Genomic DNA, 21285 nt, shown 5'->3' with positions numbered 1-21285 from the left:
TTCACTCAATTCCTTCCAATATCATGAAACTTGGCCTGATCGGCACCGGCAAAATGGGGTCAGCACTGCTTCGGGGGGCTCTGCTCTCTCCCGGCCTTTCCCCAGAAGATGTACTTCTCTATAACAGGACGCCCGAACATCTCCAACCTCTCCTCGCAGACTTCCCGGCAATGAAAGTCTGCCCGTCTCCCTCTGACATCATCAATGAAGCAGATATCATCCTGCTGGCAATCAAGCCTCAGGGACTCTGTGATTTCCTCTCGAACGCCTGGCACAGAAGGGACAAGACACACCCCGTTAACCCGTTAATCGTTTCCGTTGCGGCGGGAATAACCATCTCACAGATGGAAGAAGCCTGCTCGGGACTCACAAGAATCATCCGGGTCATGCCCAATACGCCATCTCTGATCGGATGCGGAATATCCGCCGTATCCGCCAAAGAACATACCCCGGCCCAGGATCTTGACACCGTTTGCAACTTGCTTTCCCATTCCGGTACCATTGTCCGCGTGCCGGAGAAACAGATTGATGCCGTTTCCGCTATCTCCGGATGCGGACCGGCCTACATGTACGTTATCATGGATGCCCTGTCTGAAGCCGGCGTTGCTCTCGGTCTGGCTCGCCCGCTTGCCCTGCAGCTCGCAGCGGAAACAATGAAAGGTTCCGCAGAACTCGTTATCCAAAGCGGCCGCCATCCCATGGCATTACGCGATGACGTGACTTCACCCGGCGGTACAACGATTGCGGCACTGAACGCACTGGATCAATACGGCCTGCGGCATGCCCTGATCCAGGCCGTCAAAACCGCTGCGGATAAATCCGCCAAATTGGGACAAACTAAACCGTCATCCGGAGAATCCCGCTCATAATTTTCTTCTTTATTTCCCTACTTTCAAAAAAATGACATCCGTTTCCTGCCATTTTAAGCGAGGAAACGGATGTTTAGAATCTTCCCTGTTCTCCAGTACGCTCTCCAGAGGAGAAGCTCTTTTTTTACTTACCGGTCAATTGACGGCAGGCCTTGACCGTATTGGCCATCAGCATGGCAATAGTCATCGGCCCTACACCTCCGGGAACGGGTGTAATAGCTCGGCATTTGGGAGCAACTTTGTCGAAATCGACATCGCCGACAATGCGGTATCCCCGTTCCTTGGAAGGATCATCAACACGGTTGATTCCCACATCGATGACAACAGCGCCTTCTTTGACAAACTCTTCGCCAATCATGTTCGGACGCCCCACAGCAGCCACAATAATGTCAGCCGTCCTGCAAAGTCCCGCCAGATCTCTGGTACGGGAATGGGCAACAGTCACGGTGGCATTGGCTTCTTTAGACATGAGCAAATGAGCCATAGGCTTGCCGACAATCATGCTGCGCCCAACAACCACGGCATGGGCTCCGGACGTTTCCACGCCGTACGCCTTAAGCAGGCGCATACATCCCAAAGGAGTACAGGGAACAAACCCGGTCGGATCCTCCATCACCAGTTTGGCAACGTTTTCAGGATGAAACCCGTCTACATCCTTGCGGGAATCGATCGCAAGCACAACGGCACTTTCATCAATGTGGCGCGGCGGCGGACTCTGGACAAGAATACCGTGAATCGCAGGATCGGCATTCAGCTCGGCAATCACCCCCAGTAATTCCTCCTGGGTCGTTTCGGCCGGCAGAGCTATTTTGCGGGAAAGCATCCCCAGTTCCGCACACTTGCGAACTTTGGATCCCACATAAACTTTGGAAGCTGGATCTTCCCCGACAAGAACGACAGCCAGGCCGGGAACAACTCCGGCTGCTTTCAGTTCTTCGATGTCCTGTTGAACTTCCGCGAGGACGTCCGCGGCTACTTGTTTTCCATCGATTATTTGCATGGTGGTGATATAGGTTGCAGATCTGGCAGCCCGCAAGCCATAAGGGCTTCCAGGCGGATTACGTATTCATTGAGTTCCTGATGATTCAAAGAAGGAGGTACGAAAAACTTGCTCCTCCATAAAATAGTTACACGCGAAAAAGGCTTCGGAACACAATATTTGTCCCACGCACCGCCGATGCGCCAGCAATTTTCGTACTCTACGCACAATGGAATGATCGGAACGCCTGTTTTCGAAGCCATCATAACGACTCCCGGATGCACTTTATAAAGAGGCCCTTTGGGACCATCCGGGGTAATGGCAATACAGTGCCCCTCATCCTTCAGAATCGAAAGAGTCTCCAAAAGAGCCATGGCGCCGCGCCTGTGGCTGGACCCCCTTACATTCCCCATCCCGAAGAACCGGGCAATCCAGCCGATAACGGCACCGTCTTTGCTGGCACTGGTAAAGGCAAAAATCTTTCTCCTGAAACCAGTCAACGACCAAACATAGAAACAAACGAAATTACGATTGTGCCAGATGGAATAAATGGAAGGACAATCATATTCCTTGTCGCCTTCCTCCCGAACCGTACGCACTTGCAGAGTCCGGCCTATCAGCTGCATTAAGAGCCAAACACCAAACCCCGCCACAGGAGCCCACCACTTATCCCTTTTCTCAATACTCATGTTCTATGCGAGACCCGGCAGAGCATCCTACGGTTGCGGCATTTCGCCTTCCGCAGAGTCTTCGGTCTGGGGTGACATATTAGGTTGGGATTCTTCGTGACTGGAGGAAGACCTGTTATGGGAAACGATCGTCTCCTTGCCTCCCGGATCGACGACTTCAGCCTTAACCATGATCATCAACACTTTGCGTTCCACCTGCTTACCGGAAGAACGGAACAGACGCCCAACAAGGGGAATGTCGCCCAGCATGGGCACCTTATCTTCAAATTCGACAGTCGATGCCTTTTGCAAACCACCAAGAACCACTGTACTGCCTGACGTTACACTCACGGGAACAGTTAAGCCGCGCGTATTGAAAATTGGCTGTAAAATAGCGTTTTTGGACAACTCTACCGTCGTCACAAACCCCTCTTCTCCCACTGCTGTATCGGTTAGGGCGGAAGCGGCCGTTTTGTTGTAACCAACCATAGGCATCATAATGGGCGAACCATAATTGATAAACCCTTCGAAATCGACCATGTTAGGCGTCACGGTCATATCGACGACACTCTTGTCTTCACTGATCCCCGTGATTTGCACGTTGAAGCTTGTCCCCGTACGACGAGAAGCAAATTCCGTCGGCGTAGCCGGAGTCACCATCATATTGGAAGTTCCTCCGTTACTGTTATTGCCGCCGGAACTATTGGGAATCTGCGGGGGTTCATAGGCAGAGGGATACAGCATTTCCTTGCCGGAATAAAATTCGGCGCTTTCACCGGGACGAACAATCACTTGGGGCTGCTGCAGAACATCAACGCCTTTTTTCTGATCCAGACCACGCATGACAAACGCCAGCTGGGCACTATTCCAAACCCCGCGAACCGTCAGGATACTGGGAGCTCGTCCAGGAGTATACATGGAACCGCGCGACGTCTGAGAACCGTTTGCGATCAGAGAATCAATCGAATCTGTCGAAATAACCTGATTGATGGAACGAAGCCCCGCCGTCACGCTCGCATTAGGTACGGCAGCATCGGTAACAGTCGCCAGACTTTTGAAAATCGACTGGTTGTTATAGCTTGTATTGGTGGAACTCTGTCCGCCTCCCCCAAAAATTTTGTCGGCGTCAAGATCGGCATTAATGATCCAGTCGAACCCTAACTCGGACAAATCCTTCTGGTTCACTTCGATAATCGTTGCCTTCACAATCACCTGAATAGGCTGCTGGGCGGCCTTCGTGGAAATAATATCCTCGATCAAATGGATATTCTTCTGCGTATTGCGAACAAAAAGCGTTGAATTGTCCGAATTATAACGAACGGTCGCACCTTCCGGGAAGGACACTCCCATCTGCTTGAGAGATTCCTTGGGATCCACACGCTTCAGGACAATGCTCCCAGAAGAGGAGGAATCCGTTGCAAACGGATCGGAAGAAGCATCGGAACCTCCTTCACTAGAAGCGGAAAAGAAGCCGGGAGGTACCGGAATAACGCGTGACAACATGGTACCGGAATCACTCGAAGCGGAAATAATCTCCACGGTATAAGCATTTGTCCGGTAAGTTGTTCCCGTCACCGTCCCCAAGTAGGCAAGAGCGTCCTTGAGGGGGACGTTATTCATCTTGAGATTGAACTTCTTGGAGAGAATCTTCTGGGCTTCCGGACTATCGGGGTCGCCAAAATCGACGGTAATATTCACACCGCGGGCAGATTGGACATCAGGCGCCTTATCCTGTTGAATCGCCTGGTTGCGGAGAACATCCAGCGCTTCCATGATATCGACATCCTCCAAATTCAGCCTCGGAATAATGATTGAAGACAATTTACTGTCGATACTGCGGAACGGAGAATCGAGAGGTTCCGTAGATTCTCCCACACCTGTGGGTACTTCCTCAGGAACGCTCTTTTCCCAGGCAGCACTGACATCGGCCAAAGCACTTGCACGCGTCTGATCATAGGCGGAACGGGCATATTCCGATATCTTCCCGGAGACGGCTTCCATCCCACGACGAGCGGCTGTATTATAAGGATCCAACCGGAGGACATCCTGGAAATTCTTCTTCGCATCGTCAAACTCGCCCAGATCGAAATGACCGTAAGCAAGATTCAGCAACCGCTGCACTTCCGTGACATCCTTGACGTACTGGGGAGTCTTGGCAGGGTTCGTCCTTTCGGGATCGTTCAAATATTCCAGAGTTCTTCTGGCCAGTTTGTTGGACGGAGATTGCTTCAAGGCTTTCTCCAACAATCCGCGAGCCTCGTCATATCTGCCAACCTTGGCCAACTCCTGCGCAACGGCTACGCTGGCATCGCCAATGCTAAGAAGGATAAACTGGCGTCGTTCCGCCGTAGCCGGAGAATCCGGCATGATATCCAAAGCGGTTTGATATTCCTTCAAAGCCGCTTCGTACTGCTTGTCCGCGTAAAGGGAACGGCCTTTGTTCAGGTGTCCCATAGCCGTATTCATTTTCTCGTCGAGACGAGCAATCGTACGGGTACTGATATCGGCAGCAACCACAGCCGAGGAAGGAGCAACCCTCCCTACATCTCCGGCCGATGCGGACAAGACGATAGGTTGTTGCGACGGCTGAAATCTGGAGGCAACAGCTTTCACATGGCTATCGTCCGGAGCAATGGAAATAGCCCGGTGTAAAATCTCGCTGGCAGCCTTTTCATTACCGGCAGCTTGAAGTTCCTGGGCTCTTTGCGCCAAACTGCGGGCATACCGTTCCTTAATCAGGTCGGCATATTTGGCATCAGCCCGGTCCAGCTGTCCGAAAGCTTCCGCATAAGCATTTACGGCAGCTTCCATCTTGTTATCCATATAGGCGGCATCTCCACGGGAGACGATTTCCTCCAAAGAAACGGTCCCCGACGGAGTCGCCTGGGCAGGAGGAACCTCAGCCGCCGCTATCGAGAGAACAGCAGCAACCATACCGAACACATATTTGTGACGTGGAAAGAGACGAATCATGGCAGTCTTGGGAACTCTACTCATTTTCCCCCCGTTCGTCACCTCAAAAACTCGAGTTGGACCAAAAAAACGTTTTTTCATCGGAATACGGAGACTGAACCAGCTGCACCGGTAAGACCTCAGAGAAGAACCAATCCTCGCCCGTAGAGAGTTTTTAAGAACAGTAACAGTCATTTAAAACGGGGTGGAGATTACGCTTTTCTCCAACGTCTAACGGGCGTAATTTGATCCGCATGCCCCACACCAGTCCTCCCCGAGCCTGGGCCGAAGTTGACCTTGGCGCACTCAAACACAATCTCCACGTCATCCGGCGTTCTGCCGGGGGAGCACACATCATGCCCGTCGTCAAGGCAGGTGCCTACGGACACGGCCTCGAGCCTGTCGCCCGGTGTCTGGACCGCGAGGGTATCGTGTTCTTTGGTGTCGCCAATGTAGGGGAAGCACGACGCATCAGCCAAAGTGGTTGCCGGACAAAACCTTACATCCTCGGTCCTGCTTTTCCGGAAGAACGGGAGGAAATCGTCCTGAACAACTGGCGCTGCTTCATGTCCACACTGGAGGAAGGAGACCATTACAACGCCCTTGCCCGTCTCTACGGCAAAACCCTGCCTATCCACATTTCCGTAGATGTCGGCATGGGTCGCGGTGGTCTGCTGGCCGATCAAATACCTACCCTCATAGACCGTATCCCCACCTGGCATAACCTCTATATCGAAGGTATTGGCGCCCACCTTCCCTGCGCGGACGAAAACAGGGCAACCACTGAACGCAACATATGCCTGTTCGAAAAAGCCGTCCAGGCTATATCGGCCCACTGTCCCCTCCCTTACCGACACCTGTGCAGCAGTGCCGGCATACTCGACTACAAGGTTCCATCGGCCAATCTGGTACGCCCAGGAATCATCCTGTATGGATATTCGCCCGTCGATACACCCCTTGGTCGCGAACTCAAACCGGCCCTCGTCCTCAAATCGCGCCTGACACTTGTGCGCACATTACCGGAAAACCACGGCATCTCTTACGGTCAGGAATTTACGACGAAATCCCCCACACGCGTCGCTACCGTTGGCATCGGGTATGCCGACGGCTATATGCGTATCCTCCACAAGAAAGGGATCCGGGTCTATTACAACGGCGTTTTCTGTCCTGTTCTAGGCCGGATTACGATGGACCAGATCATGATCGACGTCAGTCAGGTATCCGACGCACAACCGGGAGACGCAGTTGAAATCATGGGAGAGCACGTCACTATCCCGGAAATTGCCCGCATGGCCGAAACCATCCCATGGGAAATACTTACTGCTATCGGACCGCGCATTCCTCGTTTTTATTCGGAATAACAGTCCGCCCCAACAAGAAATGAAAAGCCGTCCCTGACGATTAACGTCAAGAGGATGGCTTTTCATTATTTTTATCCGGAACTTTGGACAAGCGCAACAAATCATCGTTCATGCCGGCAGACCTTTCAGGAACAATCCAACAGCAAACCTTCTCAAAAACACGGTTTATCCACCTGCCGACAATGATTTGATCCATCTGCCGGGATAAACAATCGATCTTGCACAATTGAAATAGATTCTTCCTCAAAAAATCCACCAATGTGCATATCAGGTAAATTCCAAAAGTTGAGGCCAATACGCCTCCAACGAGCACATACCATGGCTCCCTCCCAAGAAACGAGAAATTCCCACCGATAATATGGTTAAACACGAGGGGGTGGGTATGAATTAAATAGACTGAGAACGACAGAGGGGCAAAAAAACATACACACTTCCGAGAGAAATCGCCAAGTTTCAAACGAAGGAAGAAGAGAAACAGAAAAATTGCGGGAAAAAGAATCAAAGGTGACGGATAGGAGACAAACGCTTGAGCTCCCTTGATTTTTCCAAGCACTGTTTCTGTAATCCACCCAATGGACAAATAGCTGGTCCAGGCCAGCAGAATGCAGAACGTATAACCGGACAGCATATATTTACGGTTCACCCGATGCTCAATGGACAATATTTTAATGGAAGCACCGATGACATACAGACAAGCAAGCCATAGAACGCCGTATCCCCCCTGATTAAAATATGATACTGAATGGGTTAAAGTAGGAACAAGCGACTCGGTTAAAATAATTAGCATAATCAGTGCCACCAGTGTTTTCCGGGGAATCATTTCCAGAAAACGATTCAAATACGGAATGAAAACAAACAAAACGGCATATGCAGTAAAATACCAATATTGTCCCCTGGTCACAGGCATAACAGCTTTGATCACCTCCTTCATACCGACACTACCCGGAAGAAAATACGCAAACACAGTAGTAATCAGAACACAATAGAATACGACCTGAAACCACAGATCAAAAAAACGGGCATAGTGCTGCCGTCTCCCATAGCAAACATAACCGGTAATCAAAGCATAGCAATCGACAGCGCAATAAACACCAATCTCAACTAACCACGCTATATGCAGAGACATCCCAGAGGATGATTCCAAGACACCTCCCTTCCCTAATACATGAAGCACTACCACCATCATCATAGAAAGAATCCTAAGGGCATCAATACCGTAGTTCCTATCGTTCCGTTCATGCATAGGTGAGAATTATAGCGGATTACGAAACCGCCTGAAAAACGCTCACTTCACTTATAATAAATTAATTATGTGTATATATTTACTCTCGTTCTTTTGAACGGGTAAATAGAGAGTAAATTGTTTATCAATTAATTGGTGATTTTTTGGAGTCTCTTGACAGCGGTTTCGTAAAGCGTTTTACAGAGGGTCACTCTTCCATCCCCATGTTTCCTGGCAGTCTGCCTCTTCCACCTATTCGAAAAAAAAATACATAAATACCTATTTGTTAATAATATACAAACATTTATCGTCTCTCTCTTGCGAAGACAGAGAAATCGCCTTAGAGTAGGACATGCTCAATTTCGTCTACGACAACAAAACCCGGCTTATTTTCGGGAGAGGAACACGGTTCGACATCGCCTCCGAAGTCGAGCCTCATTCCACAAAAATCCTACTGCACTACGGAGGAGGTAGCATCAAACGCTCAGGACTTTACGACACCATCACGCAATCGCTCCGGCAAGCCGGCATCGATTATGTCGAACTTGGGGGAGTCAAGCCCAATCCCTCCATCGCCCTCGTTCGTCAGGGTATCGACCTATGCCGAACCCATGATATCGGCTTCATCCTCGCCGTCGGAGGGGGCAGCGTCATTGATTCAGCCAAAGCCATTGCCTTGGGAGTTCCCGCAACCGAAGACGTATGGGATCTCTTCATGGGCAAAGATTCCTCATCATACACGCCTCTCCCTATCGCCACCGTCCTGACTATCCCTGCCGCCGGAAGCGAAAGCAGCCCAAATACCGTCATCTCCAATGACGAAACCAAAAGAAAACTAGGCCACAGCCACCCTGCCCTTCGCCCCGTCTTCAGCATCGTTGATCCGGAACTCTTCTTTACCCTGCCTCACAACCAGATGGCCAATGGAGTCTGCGACATGATGAGCCACATCTTCGAACGCTACTTTACCAACACAACCCACACCGACCTCTCGGACAGTCTCTGCGAAGCCACCCTGAGGACAATCATGAAGAATGCCTGCATCCTCAACACCAACCTCCATGACTACGACGCATGGGCTGAAATAGCCTTCTCCGGCACTATCGCCCACAATAACCTTCTGGGCATAGGACGTGAACAGGATTGGGCCTGCCACGCCATGGAACATGAATTGAGTGCCCTCTACGACATCCCGCACGGCGCCGGACTTGCCGTCGTCACTCCGGCATGGATGCATTACGTCTACCGGGCCAATCCAGGCATGTTCGTTCAATTTGCCGTCAATGTCATGAATGTCGAAGGATCCTATCGCGACCAGGATTCCATCATCCGGGAAGGAATTAACCGCCTGCAGGCCTTCTTCCGTAATCTGGGACAGCCGACCACCATGCAGGAGCTAGGCATTTCTCCCGAGGACTTCCCGGTCATGGCAAACAATGCCATCAATGTGCGCGGTCCCATCGGAGGGTTAATGAAACTGGACGTAAAAGACGTTCAAAACATCTACAAGATCGCCTCCATGCAAACGATTTGAAAATGAACAATAAATAATTGAAAGAACGGCACGGAATCATCCGTAAGTTATAATATAAGGAATCGTCAGGCGTTCCCGTCAAGAACGCCTTTTTCCGTTCTCAGCATCCTGCCAATCCGTCATGAAATTTCGTTTCCCATTTACCGTTACCGCCGCTCTTCTTCTTACGCTTTGCCCTCTTCATGCTTTAGATCCTGCCTCTTCTTCTCCGGATGCTCCGGCACCTGCCACGCGAGAAGTACACCCCTTTCTCGAATCCTCCTTCCCTGTTGCGTGGAGCAAGCTGACCCCGGACAAAATCGTCCCCGATATGGAAGAAGCCATCCGTATCACTCGTAGCAGACTTGATGCTATCGGCCGGGTACCTGTCGAAAACATGACCTACGCCAACACCTTCGGCGCCTATGATGCCGCCATTGCCTTCATCGACGAGGCAGAAACAAAAGTTAGCCATCTCACCAATGTCTGCGACAGCGACGCCATCCGCGAGGCTACCGCTAAAATCATGCCGGAGCTAGCCGTCTTCTCCTCCGCCATCAACAAGGACAAACGTCTCTGGAATGCCTTGAAAACAGCCTCCGAACACCTTCAAAAAGCCAATCTCACTCCCGAACAAATACGCTTCATCAACGTCACCCTCAAAAACTTCCGTGATGGCGGAGCCGACATGCCGGAGGAAATCCAAAAACGCCTTGAGGACATTGATCGCGAACTGTCCGAAACCACTCGGCAATTCGGCAACATTCTGCTGGACAGCCATGCCGCCTGGAACTTCACGACCACACGGGAAAATGAACTGAAGGGGATTGACCACGACACACTCGTCCGTGCTGAAAAACGCTATGCCCAACACCATCCCAATGCCCCCCGGAAAGGCTGGCAGTTCACTTGGGACAACATCACCTCGGCCAACCTCATGGTCAAGGCGGAAAACGAAGAATTCCGCCGCAATCTTTGGGAAAAAATAGCCACGGCCTACACAGGCAAGTTCAATACGGAACCCCTGATCAAAAAAATTCTGAAACTCCGCGAAGAAAAAGCGAAGCTCATGGGTTATGACTCCTTCTCCGATTTTATCCTCAAGGACAGCATGACCGGCAGCAGTAAAGCCGGACTCGACTTCGTCAACGATCTCATCGACAAAGCAAAACCCCATTACTTCACGGATTTGGAAAACCTCCGCGCCTACAAGGCAGCCAAAACAGGCAACAACAATGCCATCCTGCATCCATGGGACACCGCCTATTGGAGCGCCAGGCAAAAGGAAGAACTCTTCCACTATTCCGAAGAATCCGTCACTCCCTATCTGCCGGCAGATGCCGTCCTCAACGGCCTTTTCTCCATCGCCAACAGGCTCTATGGCATCACAATCACCGAACGCCCCACAGAATATATCGAACCAGGTTCCGGAGCGGCTCCAACGCCGGGCTCCATCGAAGTCTGGCACCCTCAAGTCCGCTTCTTCGATGTAGCCGATGAAAAATCCAACGAACACATCGGCTCTTTCTATCTGGACATCTATCCGCGTCTCAGCAAGCGTAACGGCGCCTGGATGGGTACAATTTCCCTTGCTCGCCCCACAACGTCCGATTCGCCCGGACATCCTCACTTGGGATTGATCGGCGCCAATGTCCGAGGCCCGGTGGGAGGCAATCCGGCTTTGCTGACCCCGGCCAACGCAAAGACTCTTTTCCACGAATTCGGGCACATGCTTCACCTCCTCTTCTCCAAAGTAGAAACCAGTGCGTTGGCAGGAACAGCCGTCCCCCGGGACTTCGTCGAACTCCCGTCTCAGCTCATGGAAAATTGGTTCTGGGAACCCGATCTCCTCAAAGACATGGCCAAACACTATAAAACCGGCCAGCCCATCCCGGACAAGCTCCTCCTGTCCATGCAAAACGTCCGAAAGTACCATGCCGCCCTCAACTTCATGCGCCAGCTCATGTTAGGGAAAATGGACCTGGCACTCCACCTCAATCCCGACCTTCTCCGGAAAACCCCTCTGGATAAGCTCGACAAAGCCGTTCTCAACGATATTCTTTATTACAAGGATGTAGCCCTCCCGAGCGTCGTCCGCGGAAGTCACCACCTCTTCTCAAACCCAGTCGGCTACGCCTCCTTCTACTTCTCCTACAAATGGGCGGAAATTCTGGAAGCCGACGCTTTCTCCAAATTCAAGCACGACGGTATTTTCAATCAAGCTACGGCCCAATCATTCCGAACAAACATTCTGGAAAAAGGTTACTCATCTCCTCCCTCTGTCCTCTTCAAAAATTTCATGGGCCGAGATCCGAATCCGGATGCCATGCTCCGCAAATACGGCATCATTGATGAGGAACAACAAAACCCCGCCCTCACGCTCCTGCGAAACAACCTCCCTCCCAGGGAATAGCATCCATCACATGGCTACTTACGCAATCCACTTCAGCCCAACCGGGACAACGCGCTTTTGTCTCCGTACCATCTGTCTGGATCTGGACGAACGTTTCTCGGAAATCAGCCTCAATCCATCCGTTGCCCGCAGGAAGGCCTACTCCTTTCTGCCCGGAGACCTCGTCGTGATCGGCTTTCCCGTGTACGGAGGTCGCTTGCCATCTCTGCCGGAATCCCTCACAACCTACCTCCAAGGCAACGGAGCCAACGCCTGTTGCCTTGTCACCTACGGCAACCGGGCTTACGAAGACGCCTTGCTTGAACTGTCCGATCTCTGCACCGCGTCTGGATTCACCGTCATCGCAGGAGGAGCCTTTATCGGGCAACACACTTTCTCTCCACAAATTGCGACCAACCGCCCGGATATACAAGACATCAGAGCCCTGCTATCCTTCTCTGCCGCCATCCGCGAAAAACAAAAAAACGGTTCCTCCACCGTACCCTTACTACCCGGTAACAGGCCATACCGGGAATGGAACCCCATGCCTGTGGCTCCACAACCTAACGAAAACTGCATTGAATGCGGAGCCTGTGCCGAAGCATGCCCCGTCGACGCCATCTCCCGGGAAGCCCATTACATTGCAACCGATCCCATCCGGTGCCTTGATTGTTACGCTTGTGTCAAAGCCTGCCCCACCGAAGGCCGAAGTATCATAGCACCGCCATTCCAAAAGAAAATAGCCGATCTCACCGCCATGCTTCAAGGCGTCCGGCGAGAGCCCGAATGGTTCCTGTAAAAGGAACGAAAAAGAATCTCTCTTTTTCATATTGCCGAACAACGGCAAAAACAAGAAGACTCGAGCCTTACGGTTTACGGGTAAACGTGAAATCCTGTCCGTCAACCGTCCAAGTCATATTCTCGGGAGTCACTTCCTTGACAATAACCGTTTCCTCAAAGGGGATAGTTTGCTTATTGCCAATACTCTTTCCCTTCAGTTTCAGATTATTGCCGTCCAGTTCCCAACTTTCGTAAACAAGCGTCGCCATATTCAGGGAAGAGGCTTTTCCCCCCTTCTCCAAACGCACACCCTGCTGGGCTTTCGGCTGCCCGGGTACCGGTTGTACCCAGTCACCTTCCAAAGGAGCAACCGGATGGGTACCACAACCCGCCAGTATACCGGCGGCCAACATCGGAATCATCGTTTTCATCCACATAATCGAAATTGTATCGTTCTTCATGTAGAGACATATACCATCTGTAAAACGTTCAGATCACTAATAGGCTTGATTAGTGATTGCCAAATGTGATCAGTGTAAAATCCCTGCAATCCACCGGCGTTAACGCTGTCACGTGATCATGTTTACGGATACGACGACTATCTTCTCGTTGGATTTCTATTTGTTTGAGCTGGACTCGGTAGAGGTTGTTCCACTGAGACCAGATACGACAGACTTCTCTCAAGGGCTTGACGAGTTGTGAGTATTCCATCCGCTCATAGCCCAGGAATTGCCTCACGTGCGTGTAGTTCTTTTGCTCAACCCGGGACTGGTCGTTTTTATGGTACGGATGGGATCTGGTCAGCTCAATCGGATGGCCTAAATGTTCCCTGATATGTTGCCATTTGATGCTCTCCCAACTGATGAACTCTCCTCCGCTGTCGCTATCTATTCCTTTTCATAGGAAGGGCGTGCGTTCCATGAGGGGACCATAATGACTCAGTACCCTTTTGGCGGAACGGTTCCACCTGGGAACTATCTCCGTCCATCCACTGTACACATCCGTTATCGTCAAGATCCATAAGAAAGTGCCTGACATATCTCCTCCACACAGCGCTACGCTATCTACTTCCAGCCAACCGCATTCTTCTACTTTCCAGCGTTCGGCCCTGACTGCTATGTGCTCTCGGATCACTTCCGTTCCGGGGCGCTTGAGCCACCATCGCTTTTCGGGAAAGCGGACTTTGTATTTGGAGAGAAGGCGGTCTATTTGTGCAGCGCTTATACTTCCCAGCAACTCTTGCATGTTAGCGATTAAAGCCCCATGGCGTTTTTCGTACGAATTGAGGTACAAGGGGATGGTTTGTTTTAACCGTTTCCCACATGATTGTTCGCTTGCCTGCCAAATCTCCTTGATGATTTTGCCTACTTGGGGCGTGTACTTGGTTGGGCGTCCTGCATTTTTCCCTCTTCCTTTCCCGTCTCCCCTTCTTTTCCCACTGAGGAGTTTTTGCGCGTATTTACGTTCCAGACCTGTCGTCTCACAAAATTCGTTCAACAGGCGAGTTCGGTAAGCGCGGTGGGAGTGGGTTTGGTAGAGATGTCTCTTCTGGCTGGTGTATTCGATGATGCTGTCTTTGCTCATTTTTAAGGGCTGACTGGGGTTCGTCGGACAGGCCTGTTCGTTCATGCCTGCCAGCGTCCTCATATTTTGAGGCAACCAACAGTTTTTTCTTCTTTCAACCTCTTTCTCCGGCGTCCTGACTCATGAGGCAACACGGTGTTATCTGCATGACTGTAATTTGATATTGATCTATTTGTGTAATCTGCTAAGAGGGATGTCCGGTCGGCAACTGGTCTGGCGCGAGTCCCCTTAGCCAACATCAGTAATCTGGGGCGGAAGCCCGTGATGCCCAATTGTAGAGTCCGGTTCCTGACCGGGCTTTTATTTCTTTTTGCCGCGTTTATCCTTGTATGCGGTAATCAGTTTGACTTCACAATTCCTTGTTTCAATTCACGCACCCGCGTAGGGTGCGACGCGTCAAGGGGGTCATAGGTGCCTTGCGAGCCTTGGTTTCAATTCACGCACCCGCGTAGGGTGCGACGTTCGGTTCTGGTAATGGGATGACCGTTCAGGATTGGTTTCAATTCACGCACCCGCGTAGGGTGCGACTCACGCCTCACCCCCGTAAACAACGCCCCCACACCGTTTCAATTCACGCACCCGCGTAGGGTGCGACGCAATGCGATTCGCTTCGATTTCTTCGTCGCTCAGTTTCAATTCACGCACCCGCGTAGGGTGCGACAGAGTCGGCTTCATGTTGGAATACCGGAGGTCAAGTTTCAATTCACGCACCCGCGTAGGGTGCGACGGAACATCATCATCCGGTTCACCTCCCAGCCGGCAGTTTCAATTCACGCACCCGCGTAGGGTGCGACTCGCGGCGTCTTCATCGCTGAGATAGCCCAACAAGTTTCAATTCACGCACCCGCGTAGGGTGCGACAATGTGCAAAGATCCGTTGGATTGTCCTGTTGCTTGTTTCAATTCACGCACCCGCGTAGGGTGCGACTACTAAAACGGCGTTAGTTCTCAAGCGAGTTCGGGTTTCAATTCACGCACCCGCGTAGGGTGCGACTGTTCAGGAGTTCGCTTCATCATATCCTCCTTTCCAGTTTCAATTCACGCACCCGCGTAGGGTGCGACTTTGAACTTCGGACAGCGGATTCAGAGCAAATCGTTTCAATTCACGCACCCGCGTAGGGTGCGACAATCGCGTACCCACCGGCTCACCTTCAAATCCGCGTTTCAATTCACGCACCCGCGTAGGGTGCGACTGATCAAGAGCCTCATGCGGATGCCATCACAGAATGTTTCAATTCACGCACCCGCGTAGGGTGCGACTGTAGATAGTGCCGCATCCAAGGCGACCATCCGCAGTTTCAATTCACGCACCCGCGTAGGGTGCGACAGTAGAAATGATAACATGTTCATACTACTGTATCAAAGAGGAGGATTCCGCGAACCTCGGGATATTGGAGGAAGGAATCGTTCCTCTTTTCAATTTCGTTATTTCAATCTACAGAGAACCAAGCTACTGGAATCTCCGCGAACCTTCCGGAGTTTTTCCTATAGCTTGATGTTCGCGGAAGCGATCAAATCAGGAGAGTCCCGTCAATATCGTAGGAGACTTTGGTTCCTATGTGAAGAACTTTACTGCCTGCTGTCTTTCCCATGAAGTAAAACCTCATGCTGTCTTCTTCCTTGTCCATCTCATGAAGCAGTTGATCTTTCACGCCAACAAAAAGTGCCGACGGAATTTGACACTCGAATACGGAATTTTGAACTCTTTGCCCATAGTTCTCGCATATGCGGGCAATCCGACGAAGACGACGCTCGCCCGCTTTAGTGGATGTAGCTACATCATAACAAATCAGGATAAACATATACTCTGGTTATTTCCAAATCATGGGTGGATAGGAGTCTATATCTCCCCTCAGATGGCGTGACAGCAAACGCGCCTGAATATGAGGAAGAAATCCAATCGTCATCTTTTCTTGCAAGAAAGGATGAATGATCTGCTCTTTTTTTCGTTCCTGCCACGCGGTTATGACTTTTTTACGACTTTCTTCCCGAAGTAGAACTGCTCCACTTGCTTCGTATTCAAAATCCTTCATATCCAGTTGCTGCCGATTGATCAGGCTCAAGGCCATTCTGTCAGCCAGAGGGGCACGAAATTCTTCCATCAAGTCAAGAGCCAGTCCCGCACGCCCCGGCCTGTCCCGATGAAAAAAACCGACAAAAGAATCGAGTCCGCAAGCTTCCAATGCGGATCGGCAATCATGAGCCAAAAGGCTATACAGAAAGGACAATACGGCATTGACGGCATCTCTCGGAGGACGCCTGTTTCTCCCAGAAAAGACGAATGCCCGATGGGAATTTGAAATCATGTGGGAAAATGCCGAAAAATAGATATCCGCAGCCTGTCCTTCAAACCCTAACAAGCTAGCAGCTGCATCTACTTTCCGTATCTGACGGATGCTGGCGGCCAATCCATCTATTGCCGGTTGCAGGGCCGACTGTGCGTCGGGATGATCCCGGGATGCCCTCATTAAGACATTTCGACAATTGAGTACCTTGGCGGTTATCATTTCACGAGCAATATGAAGACCGCGTTCAGCATCATCCGCCCATCGATATTGGGTTCTCCTCAAAAGAACATTACCGCGAGTCGCTCCCGTAGCAGAGGCAAAAAAACGCCCGTGAGGAGAACAAAAGCTCAAGGATATTCCTTGTTCTACACAGGCCGCCATCAATTGAGGAGATACGGCAATGTCCCACCCCATCGTCATGATTGATTCCAAATTATGCAAAGGAACCCTCATCAAGGTGTTTCCTTTTTCCTGAATGGACACTGTCTCGCCATCCTTGGCAAGCCACACGCCTTCCCGCGTAACAAAAAGAGTATTTAAATGCTGTTTCATGATGTCTCCCCAGTCTCTTCGGCAAGCATTGTCCTCAATTGATCTTCGATGTAGCTGGTAGCAGATGTTTTTCGGTTCCCGACAATGCCAGGCAGGCAAAATTCGTTCATGGAGCAAGCCGAACAGTGCAGGCCGGGAGATGGTTCCGGTATGTGGCAGGATTCGATCAATTGTTGAACCGCCAGTATAGTTGCCTTTGTCAGCTCTCTTAAGGAATCATCCATGGCTATTTCATGCCTCCGCCTGGTGCGCCAATAGAAAAACACTCCCAGTGGGATATCTATCCCATGAATTTCTTCCAAACACAGAGCCTGAGCGCACAACTGAACTTCATCTGCCCGATGCTCCTTGGGTTTACCGTGTTTATATTCGACCGGTACAATGGCAGACCAGCGTTTGGACGAGCCATGGTACTCCACGAGATCCGCAACCCCATGTATCCCATACCGCGCGGATTGCAAATGGACGCTCCGTTCGACTCTGATACCACCCTGGTTTCCGGATTCACCGGAGTCAACGCGCTGATGTTCGATTCTTCCAGCGGCCGTCAAATAGTTTTCCCCCCATTCCTGCTCGACATGAATCAACGCACACTGCCTCGGACAAAAAAGGTAGTGCTGCAATGCAGAAATGGGGATGGAGGAGGCTGGCATGAAGGATGCTGACCAACACTGGGCAAAGCCATTCCCTACCCGCCTCCTCCAGTAAGGAGAAGGAGACGGGAGGGGAAATAAATTGTTTAACAGTCAATTTCTTCGACCGTTACTCCAGCTGGAAGCTTTTCACGATCAATATCAATCACATAGTCTCCAATGGAACGCGGAGCATCTACTCCGTCCTTTTTGGTAACTTTGACAAGGTCGATCAATTTGTGTGCCGGAGCGGCCCCGAGCTGGTTGTTATGTTTAAAGAGGATCAATTTCCGCATGGCCATCGAGCCTGCCGGACGTGCAGCAGAGGTGTCGAACTCAAACAGGTGAGTCAGGGCATCGACAAATGTTTCCCAATCTCCCTCGGAAAACCCGGTTTGCTCGGCAAGAAACGGATTCAGGCATCCCTGTGCCTTGTAGAGACCATAGGGAATGGCATATTTGCGCCCCATGGTTCTGTTGTCTCCGCCTTGTTTATCGGATTCTTTTTGAGTGGTCACGGCACAACGCGTCACAGCGAATTCGGCGTTGAAAACAGGGTCGATCGACCGTGCGAAAGAAAGCTGCAAAGGCCCTCTTACCTGACCACAATTCACATCAGTCGTCATCACGGCACCGAATGCGCGGATGTCAAAAAAGTTCTGACACATCCAGGCGCGGGCATCGTCCTTTTCCTTAGCTCCTGCTTTTTTGTCAGGATCAAGTGAAAGTGCCGTGTAGGCACGCGCATTCTGGTCATTGAGAATGGCTTTCTCTTTCACATAAATATCGAAACCGGGAACATCCTTTTTCGTTAACTGAATGAAATTGCGCACCTTGCGTTTCAGGCACACGTCAGTTACCAGCCCCTGCCCCGTTTCCACATCCTGGCGGGGCATGTTGCCTGCATCCGGATCGCCATTGGGGTTGGCATCCAGCACATCGAAGAGGAGAATAAAGTCAATTTTGTTCATGATTGTTGATTAAGCGGTTGGTTGTTGTTCTGAATTGGATGGAGTGTCTTTCTTTTGGTAGAAACTATTCATCTGGTGGTAGTACCCCAAGGTAAAGAGAGCTTGTTGTTTCAGATTGAAGCGACTTGGCATATCAGGGCTGAGCTTGCTTTCGATCTCCCTGAGCAACTTCTCCCTATTCACCCTGTGCCCTTCCGAGGGCAGCTTTTTCAAATGGTGCTGGTTCAACCCAGCAAGGCGAGACATGACGAGCAGGGGCGTCATGGAGGCACTTGAAAAATAGCTTTTAATGGTCGATGTAAGTCCGGCGTCTTCCTGCGTCTTGACGTAGACGGCAAAAAGACGACCCATCACATAACCGGGTTCTTCGTTGTTTGTATTCAGCATTTTCGTTATGGAATGTTGTTTGTTTCTGATAAGCCACGCTTTAAGAAATGAAGCGCGTAAATAGTTGACGTCACAATCTATCCGTATCCTCCTCAACATAGCGCCCGCTATGGCATCCGAATACGGAAGGCCTTGTAAAATAGACCGCATCAAGGCCCCCACATAGGGTTTGGGGATATCTTTAGACTCGCGACAGGTCTGCCTCAACAAGTCAAAAGGAAGGGGCAATTCCGGGTCGGGGAACTTGCTGTTTTCCTTAGTCCACCGGGGGACAATACTGAGGTTTTCGTAATGGTTTTGGACGAGACGGCGTAATTCTCCAAAGCTCGAGACAAGCCAGAAGGGCACCGACAGGCGCGACGCATTGGCTTCCAGCCCCAGAATGAAAAAACGCACATCATCATCCGGATCCACCCCCTTGTCCAAGCGACCTTGTTTCAAGGCTGTCAAGATGGATTCCACGCGCTCGCTCACGCTCTTATCCATGGCAGGCGGCGTGTTGATCATTGAGCGGAAAATGATATTGACTTCTTCCATTTTTGAGACTGGGGCATCACTCCAAAACACCGTCGATGCCGCTCCTATCTGGAGCCTGTGGTTTTCGCTCCCCAACAGATAATTCAGGGCATTGCAGTAGGAAAAGGCCGCATATTCCCCGACAGGAGCGTTGAGGCTCTGCTCCTTGCCATAGGAGGTAAAGGCAGAACAATTGAAGGACACAAGCTTGGCGCCGGATACTTGCGCATCCCTCACCCCTTTGATGGCAGGTTCATGGAGCAACGCCAGGTTACTTTCCTTCCCCGAAACCAGGCAAATCCCCCTGTTGGTGCCATCGGAGCCGGAGTCCTTGCCCGACCAGGCATCGTTTCCCTCTCTCCTCCACCAGTCCTGAATCTCGGGCGTCGTGTGTACATCCTTCTTACTGCTCTGGATGCGAAAAACGCCGTTACAGGTGTATAGCGAGGCATCGCTGATTTTCTCAGGAGTCAACTCCGGGTTCCACGATTCCAAAAACCGACACACTGCACTGAACGCTGGATGCCCCACCCGGGATTCGAAGGCAAGATACTTGTCCCTCAATGCGGCAAATGCCTCACGGGTACGTGCCGGCTTCTTGTCATCGGCCCCTTTGTAACCCAGCAAATACCCGCTATTGTCCCAGAGGAAGCACGGATTCAGTCCCGACCCTGAAGGCTTGGTACCACCGGGGACGATCATCTTCTGAGCTCTGGGCTTGGGCTTCTTGTCCGTCGGGGAAGGCTCTCGTATGTCCCGTATTTCCACGAGCGTTCCATCTTCTTTCAAGACAATGCGAAAGCCGATGAGCTGGGTGCTGAATCCCAAATCCGGCAATTGGTTCCCATCTTCCTGAAGCAGACGAGAGTAAAGGGCATTAAGTTCCTGTAAAATCATGGCATCTTCAATTCATTGTTTCAGACAATGGCGGCACGGACATGATTCCATCCTCCAGTGACGCCATGAAAAACCTCGGCTGTGCAGTCACTCTGACGCCGTCATTCGACCTGACAATCTTGCCTTTTTGATCCGGGATATAGTCGATCTCGTGCAGCATCAGTCCCAGATTCCTGTTCCTGTCCCGCTCAGGGAGCTCTGATGGAGGGGCAGATTCCTCCTCCCAAAGCTCAAAATCAACGGGGAACTCCCGCGTCCCGAAATAAGGTTGATGGAAGCACTGCCCCTTGGACGCCCGCCTCTTGAACATCTCCAAATGCTTCACTTCCGAAGCAATGGCAGGATTCTCATCGGCCTTCAGGACCTCAATATGAGCCTCAATCAGGTACTCGACATCCCTCAAAATAGTCGAAGCTCGCTGCTGTCTTCTCTCTTCGATGAACATCCCGGCATTGCCGCTTCCTCCCTGCATCCATTCCTTCTTGGGCTTCGGAAATTTTCCGTCCACTTCATTCCTCCTGACTTGGAAAAAACGGATAGGCTTCAACACGTGAATCCTGTCGATCACCCATCGGATTTCGGGCTTCCAATAAATCGCAGACAAAACGCCAATCGCCGCCGAAGGAGTCATCACTTCATAGGAAAAACGTTCCGCCTTCAACTCCGGACGCGTAAAACAGGCAAATGCACCCCATACATGTAATTTTATTCCAGATATCATAC

18 protein-coding genes and 1 CRISPR repeat array are annotated in these 21285 nt (G+C 51.1%); of the genes, 6 read left to right on the top strand and 12 right to left on the bottom strand.

The features are described 5' to 3' along the window. Positions 1–23: 23 nt before the first annotated feature. Positions 24–869, top strand: coding sequence for a pyrroline-5-carboxylate reductase (proC, locus tag QET40_RS02290; protein WP_280125554.1), 846 nt, complete (start codon positions 24–26; stop codon positions 867–869). 124 nt (positions 870–993) lie between these two features. Here the strand turns inward: proC and folD are convergent, their stop codons facing one another. From folD to QET40_RS02275, 3 genes are read right to left on the bottom strand one after another with little or no spacing between them, the layout of a single operon-like run. Then, entirely contained in the window at positions 994–1869 is an 876-nt protein-coding gene (gene folD / locus QET40_RS02285) for a bifunctional methylenetetrahydrofolate dehydrogenase/methenyltetrahydrofolate cyclohydrolase FolD (protein ID WP_280125553.1), read from the bottom strand. Then, positions 1860–2537, bottom strand: coding sequence for a lysophospholipid acyltransferase family protein (locus tag QET40_RS02280; protein WP_280125552.1), 678 nt, complete (start codon positions 2535–2537; stop codon positions 1860–1862). The genes folD and QET40_RS02280 overlap by 10 nt, the downstream gene beginning before the upstream one ends. 27 nt (positions 2538–2564) lie before the next feature. After that, the gene (locus QET40_RS02275) at positions 2565–5489 is read right to left on the bottom strand and encodes an Amuc_1098 family type IV pilus outer membrane protein (RefSeq protein WP_280125551.1); all 2925 of its coding nucleotides are present in this window, start codon (positions 5487–5489) and stop codon (positions 2565–2567) included. Positions 5490–5722: 233 nt separating this feature from the next. On the opposite strand from QET40_RS02275, the gene alr reads away from it, so the two are divergent. After that, entirely contained in the window at positions 5723–6829 is a 1107-nt protein-coding gene (gene alr / locus QET40_RS02270; RefSeq protein ID WP_280125550.1) for an alanine racemase, read from the top strand. A 46-nt stretch (positions 6830–6875) separates the two neighbouring features. On the opposite strand, the gene QET40_RS02265 is transcribed toward alr, so the two are convergent. Continuing rightward, positions 6876–8072 carry an acyltransferase gene (locus tag QET40_RS02265; RefSeq protein ID WP_280125549.1) on the bottom strand — a complete coding sequence of 399 codons (1197 nt, stop codon included), beginning with the start codon at positions 8070–8072 and terminating at the stop codon, positions 6876–6878. Positions 8073–8403: 331 nt separating this feature from the next. Between QET40_RS02265 and QET40_RS02260 the strand changes: the two genes are divergently transcribed. The 3 genes from QET40_RS02260 to QET40_RS02250 all read left to right on the top strand — a co-directional run bounded on the left by QET40_RS02260 (position 8404) and on the right by QET40_RS02250 (position 12755). After that, on the top strand, positions 8404–9585 hold the full coding sequence (locus QET40_RS02260) for an iron-containing alcohol dehydrogenase (RefSeq protein ID WP_280125548.1): 1182 nt from the start codon (positions 8404–8406) through the stop codon (positions 9583–9585). Between the two features lie 121 nt (positions 9586–9706). Continuing rightward, positions 9707–11977, top strand: a complete 2271-nt coding sequence (locus QET40_RS02255; protein WP_280125547.1) for a M3 family metallopeptidase — start codon at positions 9707–9709, stop codon at positions 11975–11977. Positions 11978–11987: 10 nt separating this feature from the next. Next, entirely contained in the window at positions 11988–12755 is a 768-nt protein-coding gene (locus QET40_RS02250) for a 4Fe-4S binding protein (RefSeq protein WP_280125546.1), read from the top strand. A 67-nt stretch (positions 12756–12822) separates the two neighbouring features. Here QET40_RS02250 and QET40_RS02245 read toward each other — a convergent pair whose 3' ends face one another. Next, on the bottom strand, positions 12823–13197 hold the full coding sequence (locus QET40_RS02245) for a lipocalin family protein (RefSeq protein WP_280125545.1): 375 nt from the start codon (positions 13195–13197) through the stop codon (positions 12823–12825). A 118-nt stretch (positions 13198–13315) separates the two neighbouring features. Between QET40_RS02245 and QET40_RS02240 the strand changes: the two genes are divergently transcribed. Beyond that, positions 13316–13438 carry a hypothetical protein gene (locus QET40_RS02240; RefSeq protein ID WP_280125544.1) on the top strand — a complete coding sequence of 41 codons (123 nt, stop codon included), beginning with the start codon at positions 13316–13318 and terminating at the stop codon, positions 13436–13438. Between the two features lie 195 nt (positions 13439–13633). Here the strand turns inward: QET40_RS02240 and QET40_RS02235 are convergent, their stop codons facing one another. From QET40_RS02235 to cas5c, 7 genes are all read right to left on the bottom strand, one after another. Further along, positions 13634–14365 carry a hypothetical protein gene (locus QET40_RS02235; protein WP_280125543.1) on the bottom strand — a complete coding sequence of 244 codons (732 nt, stop codon included), beginning with the start codon at positions 14363–14365 and terminating at the stop codon, positions 13634–13636. A 316-nt stretch (positions 14366–14681) separates the two neighbouring features. Continuing rightward, a CRISPR array of direct repeats spans positions 14682–15646; the repeat unit is 32 nt; unit sequence GTTTCAATTCACGCACCCGCGTAGGGTGCGAC. A 184-nt stretch (positions 15647–15830) separates the two neighbouring features. After that, the gene (gene cas2, locus QET40_RS02230) at positions 15831–16121 is read right to left on the bottom strand and encodes a CRISPR-associated endonuclease Cas2 (protein ID WP_280125542.1); all 291 of its coding nucleotides are present in this window, start codon (positions 16119–16121) and stop codon (positions 15831–15833) included. A 9-nt stretch (positions 16122–16130) separates the two neighbouring features. Beyond that, positions 16131–17159, bottom strand: coding sequence for a type I-C CRISPR-associated endonuclease Cas1c (cas1c, locus tag QET40_RS02225; protein WP_280125541.1), 1029 nt, complete (start codon positions 17157–17159; stop codon positions 16131–16133). Beyond that, on the bottom strand, positions 17156–17812 hold the full coding sequence (gene cas4 / locus QET40_RS02220; protein ID WP_280125540.1) for a CRISPR-associated protein Cas4: 657 nt from the start codon (positions 17810–17812) through the stop codon (positions 17156–17158). Before cas4 ends, cas1c begins: the two co-directional genes overlap by 4 nt. An 86-nt stretch (positions 17813–17898) precedes the next feature. Then, on the bottom strand, positions 17899–18762 hold the full coding sequence (gene cas7c, locus QET40_RS02215) for a type I-C CRISPR-associated protein Cas7/Csd2 (protein ID WP_280125539.1): 864 nt from the start codon (positions 18760–18762) through the stop codon (positions 17899–17901). 9 nt (positions 18763–18771) lie between these two features. Continuing rightward, the gene (gene cas8c / locus QET40_RS02210; RefSeq protein WP_280125538.1) at positions 18772–20562 is read right to left on the bottom strand and encodes a type I-C CRISPR-associated protein Cas8c/Csd1; all 1791 of its coding nucleotides are present in this window, start codon (positions 20560–20562) and stop codon (positions 18772–18774) included. 7 nt (positions 20563–20569) lie between these two features. After that, entirely contained in the window at positions 20570–21283 is a 714-nt protein-coding gene (gene cas5c, locus QET40_RS02205; protein ID WP_280125537.1) for a type I-C CRISPR-associated protein Cas5c, read from the bottom strand. Between the last annotated feature and the right edge of the window lie 2 nt (positions 21284–21285).

The sequence above is a fragment of the Akkermansia sp. N21169 genome (assembly GCF_029854675.1).
GTDB lineage: Bacteria > Verrucomicrobiota > Verrucomicrobiia > Verrucomicrobiales > Akkermansiaceae > Akkermansia.
This window is presented reverse-complemented; position numbering and strand designations above follow the sequence as displayed.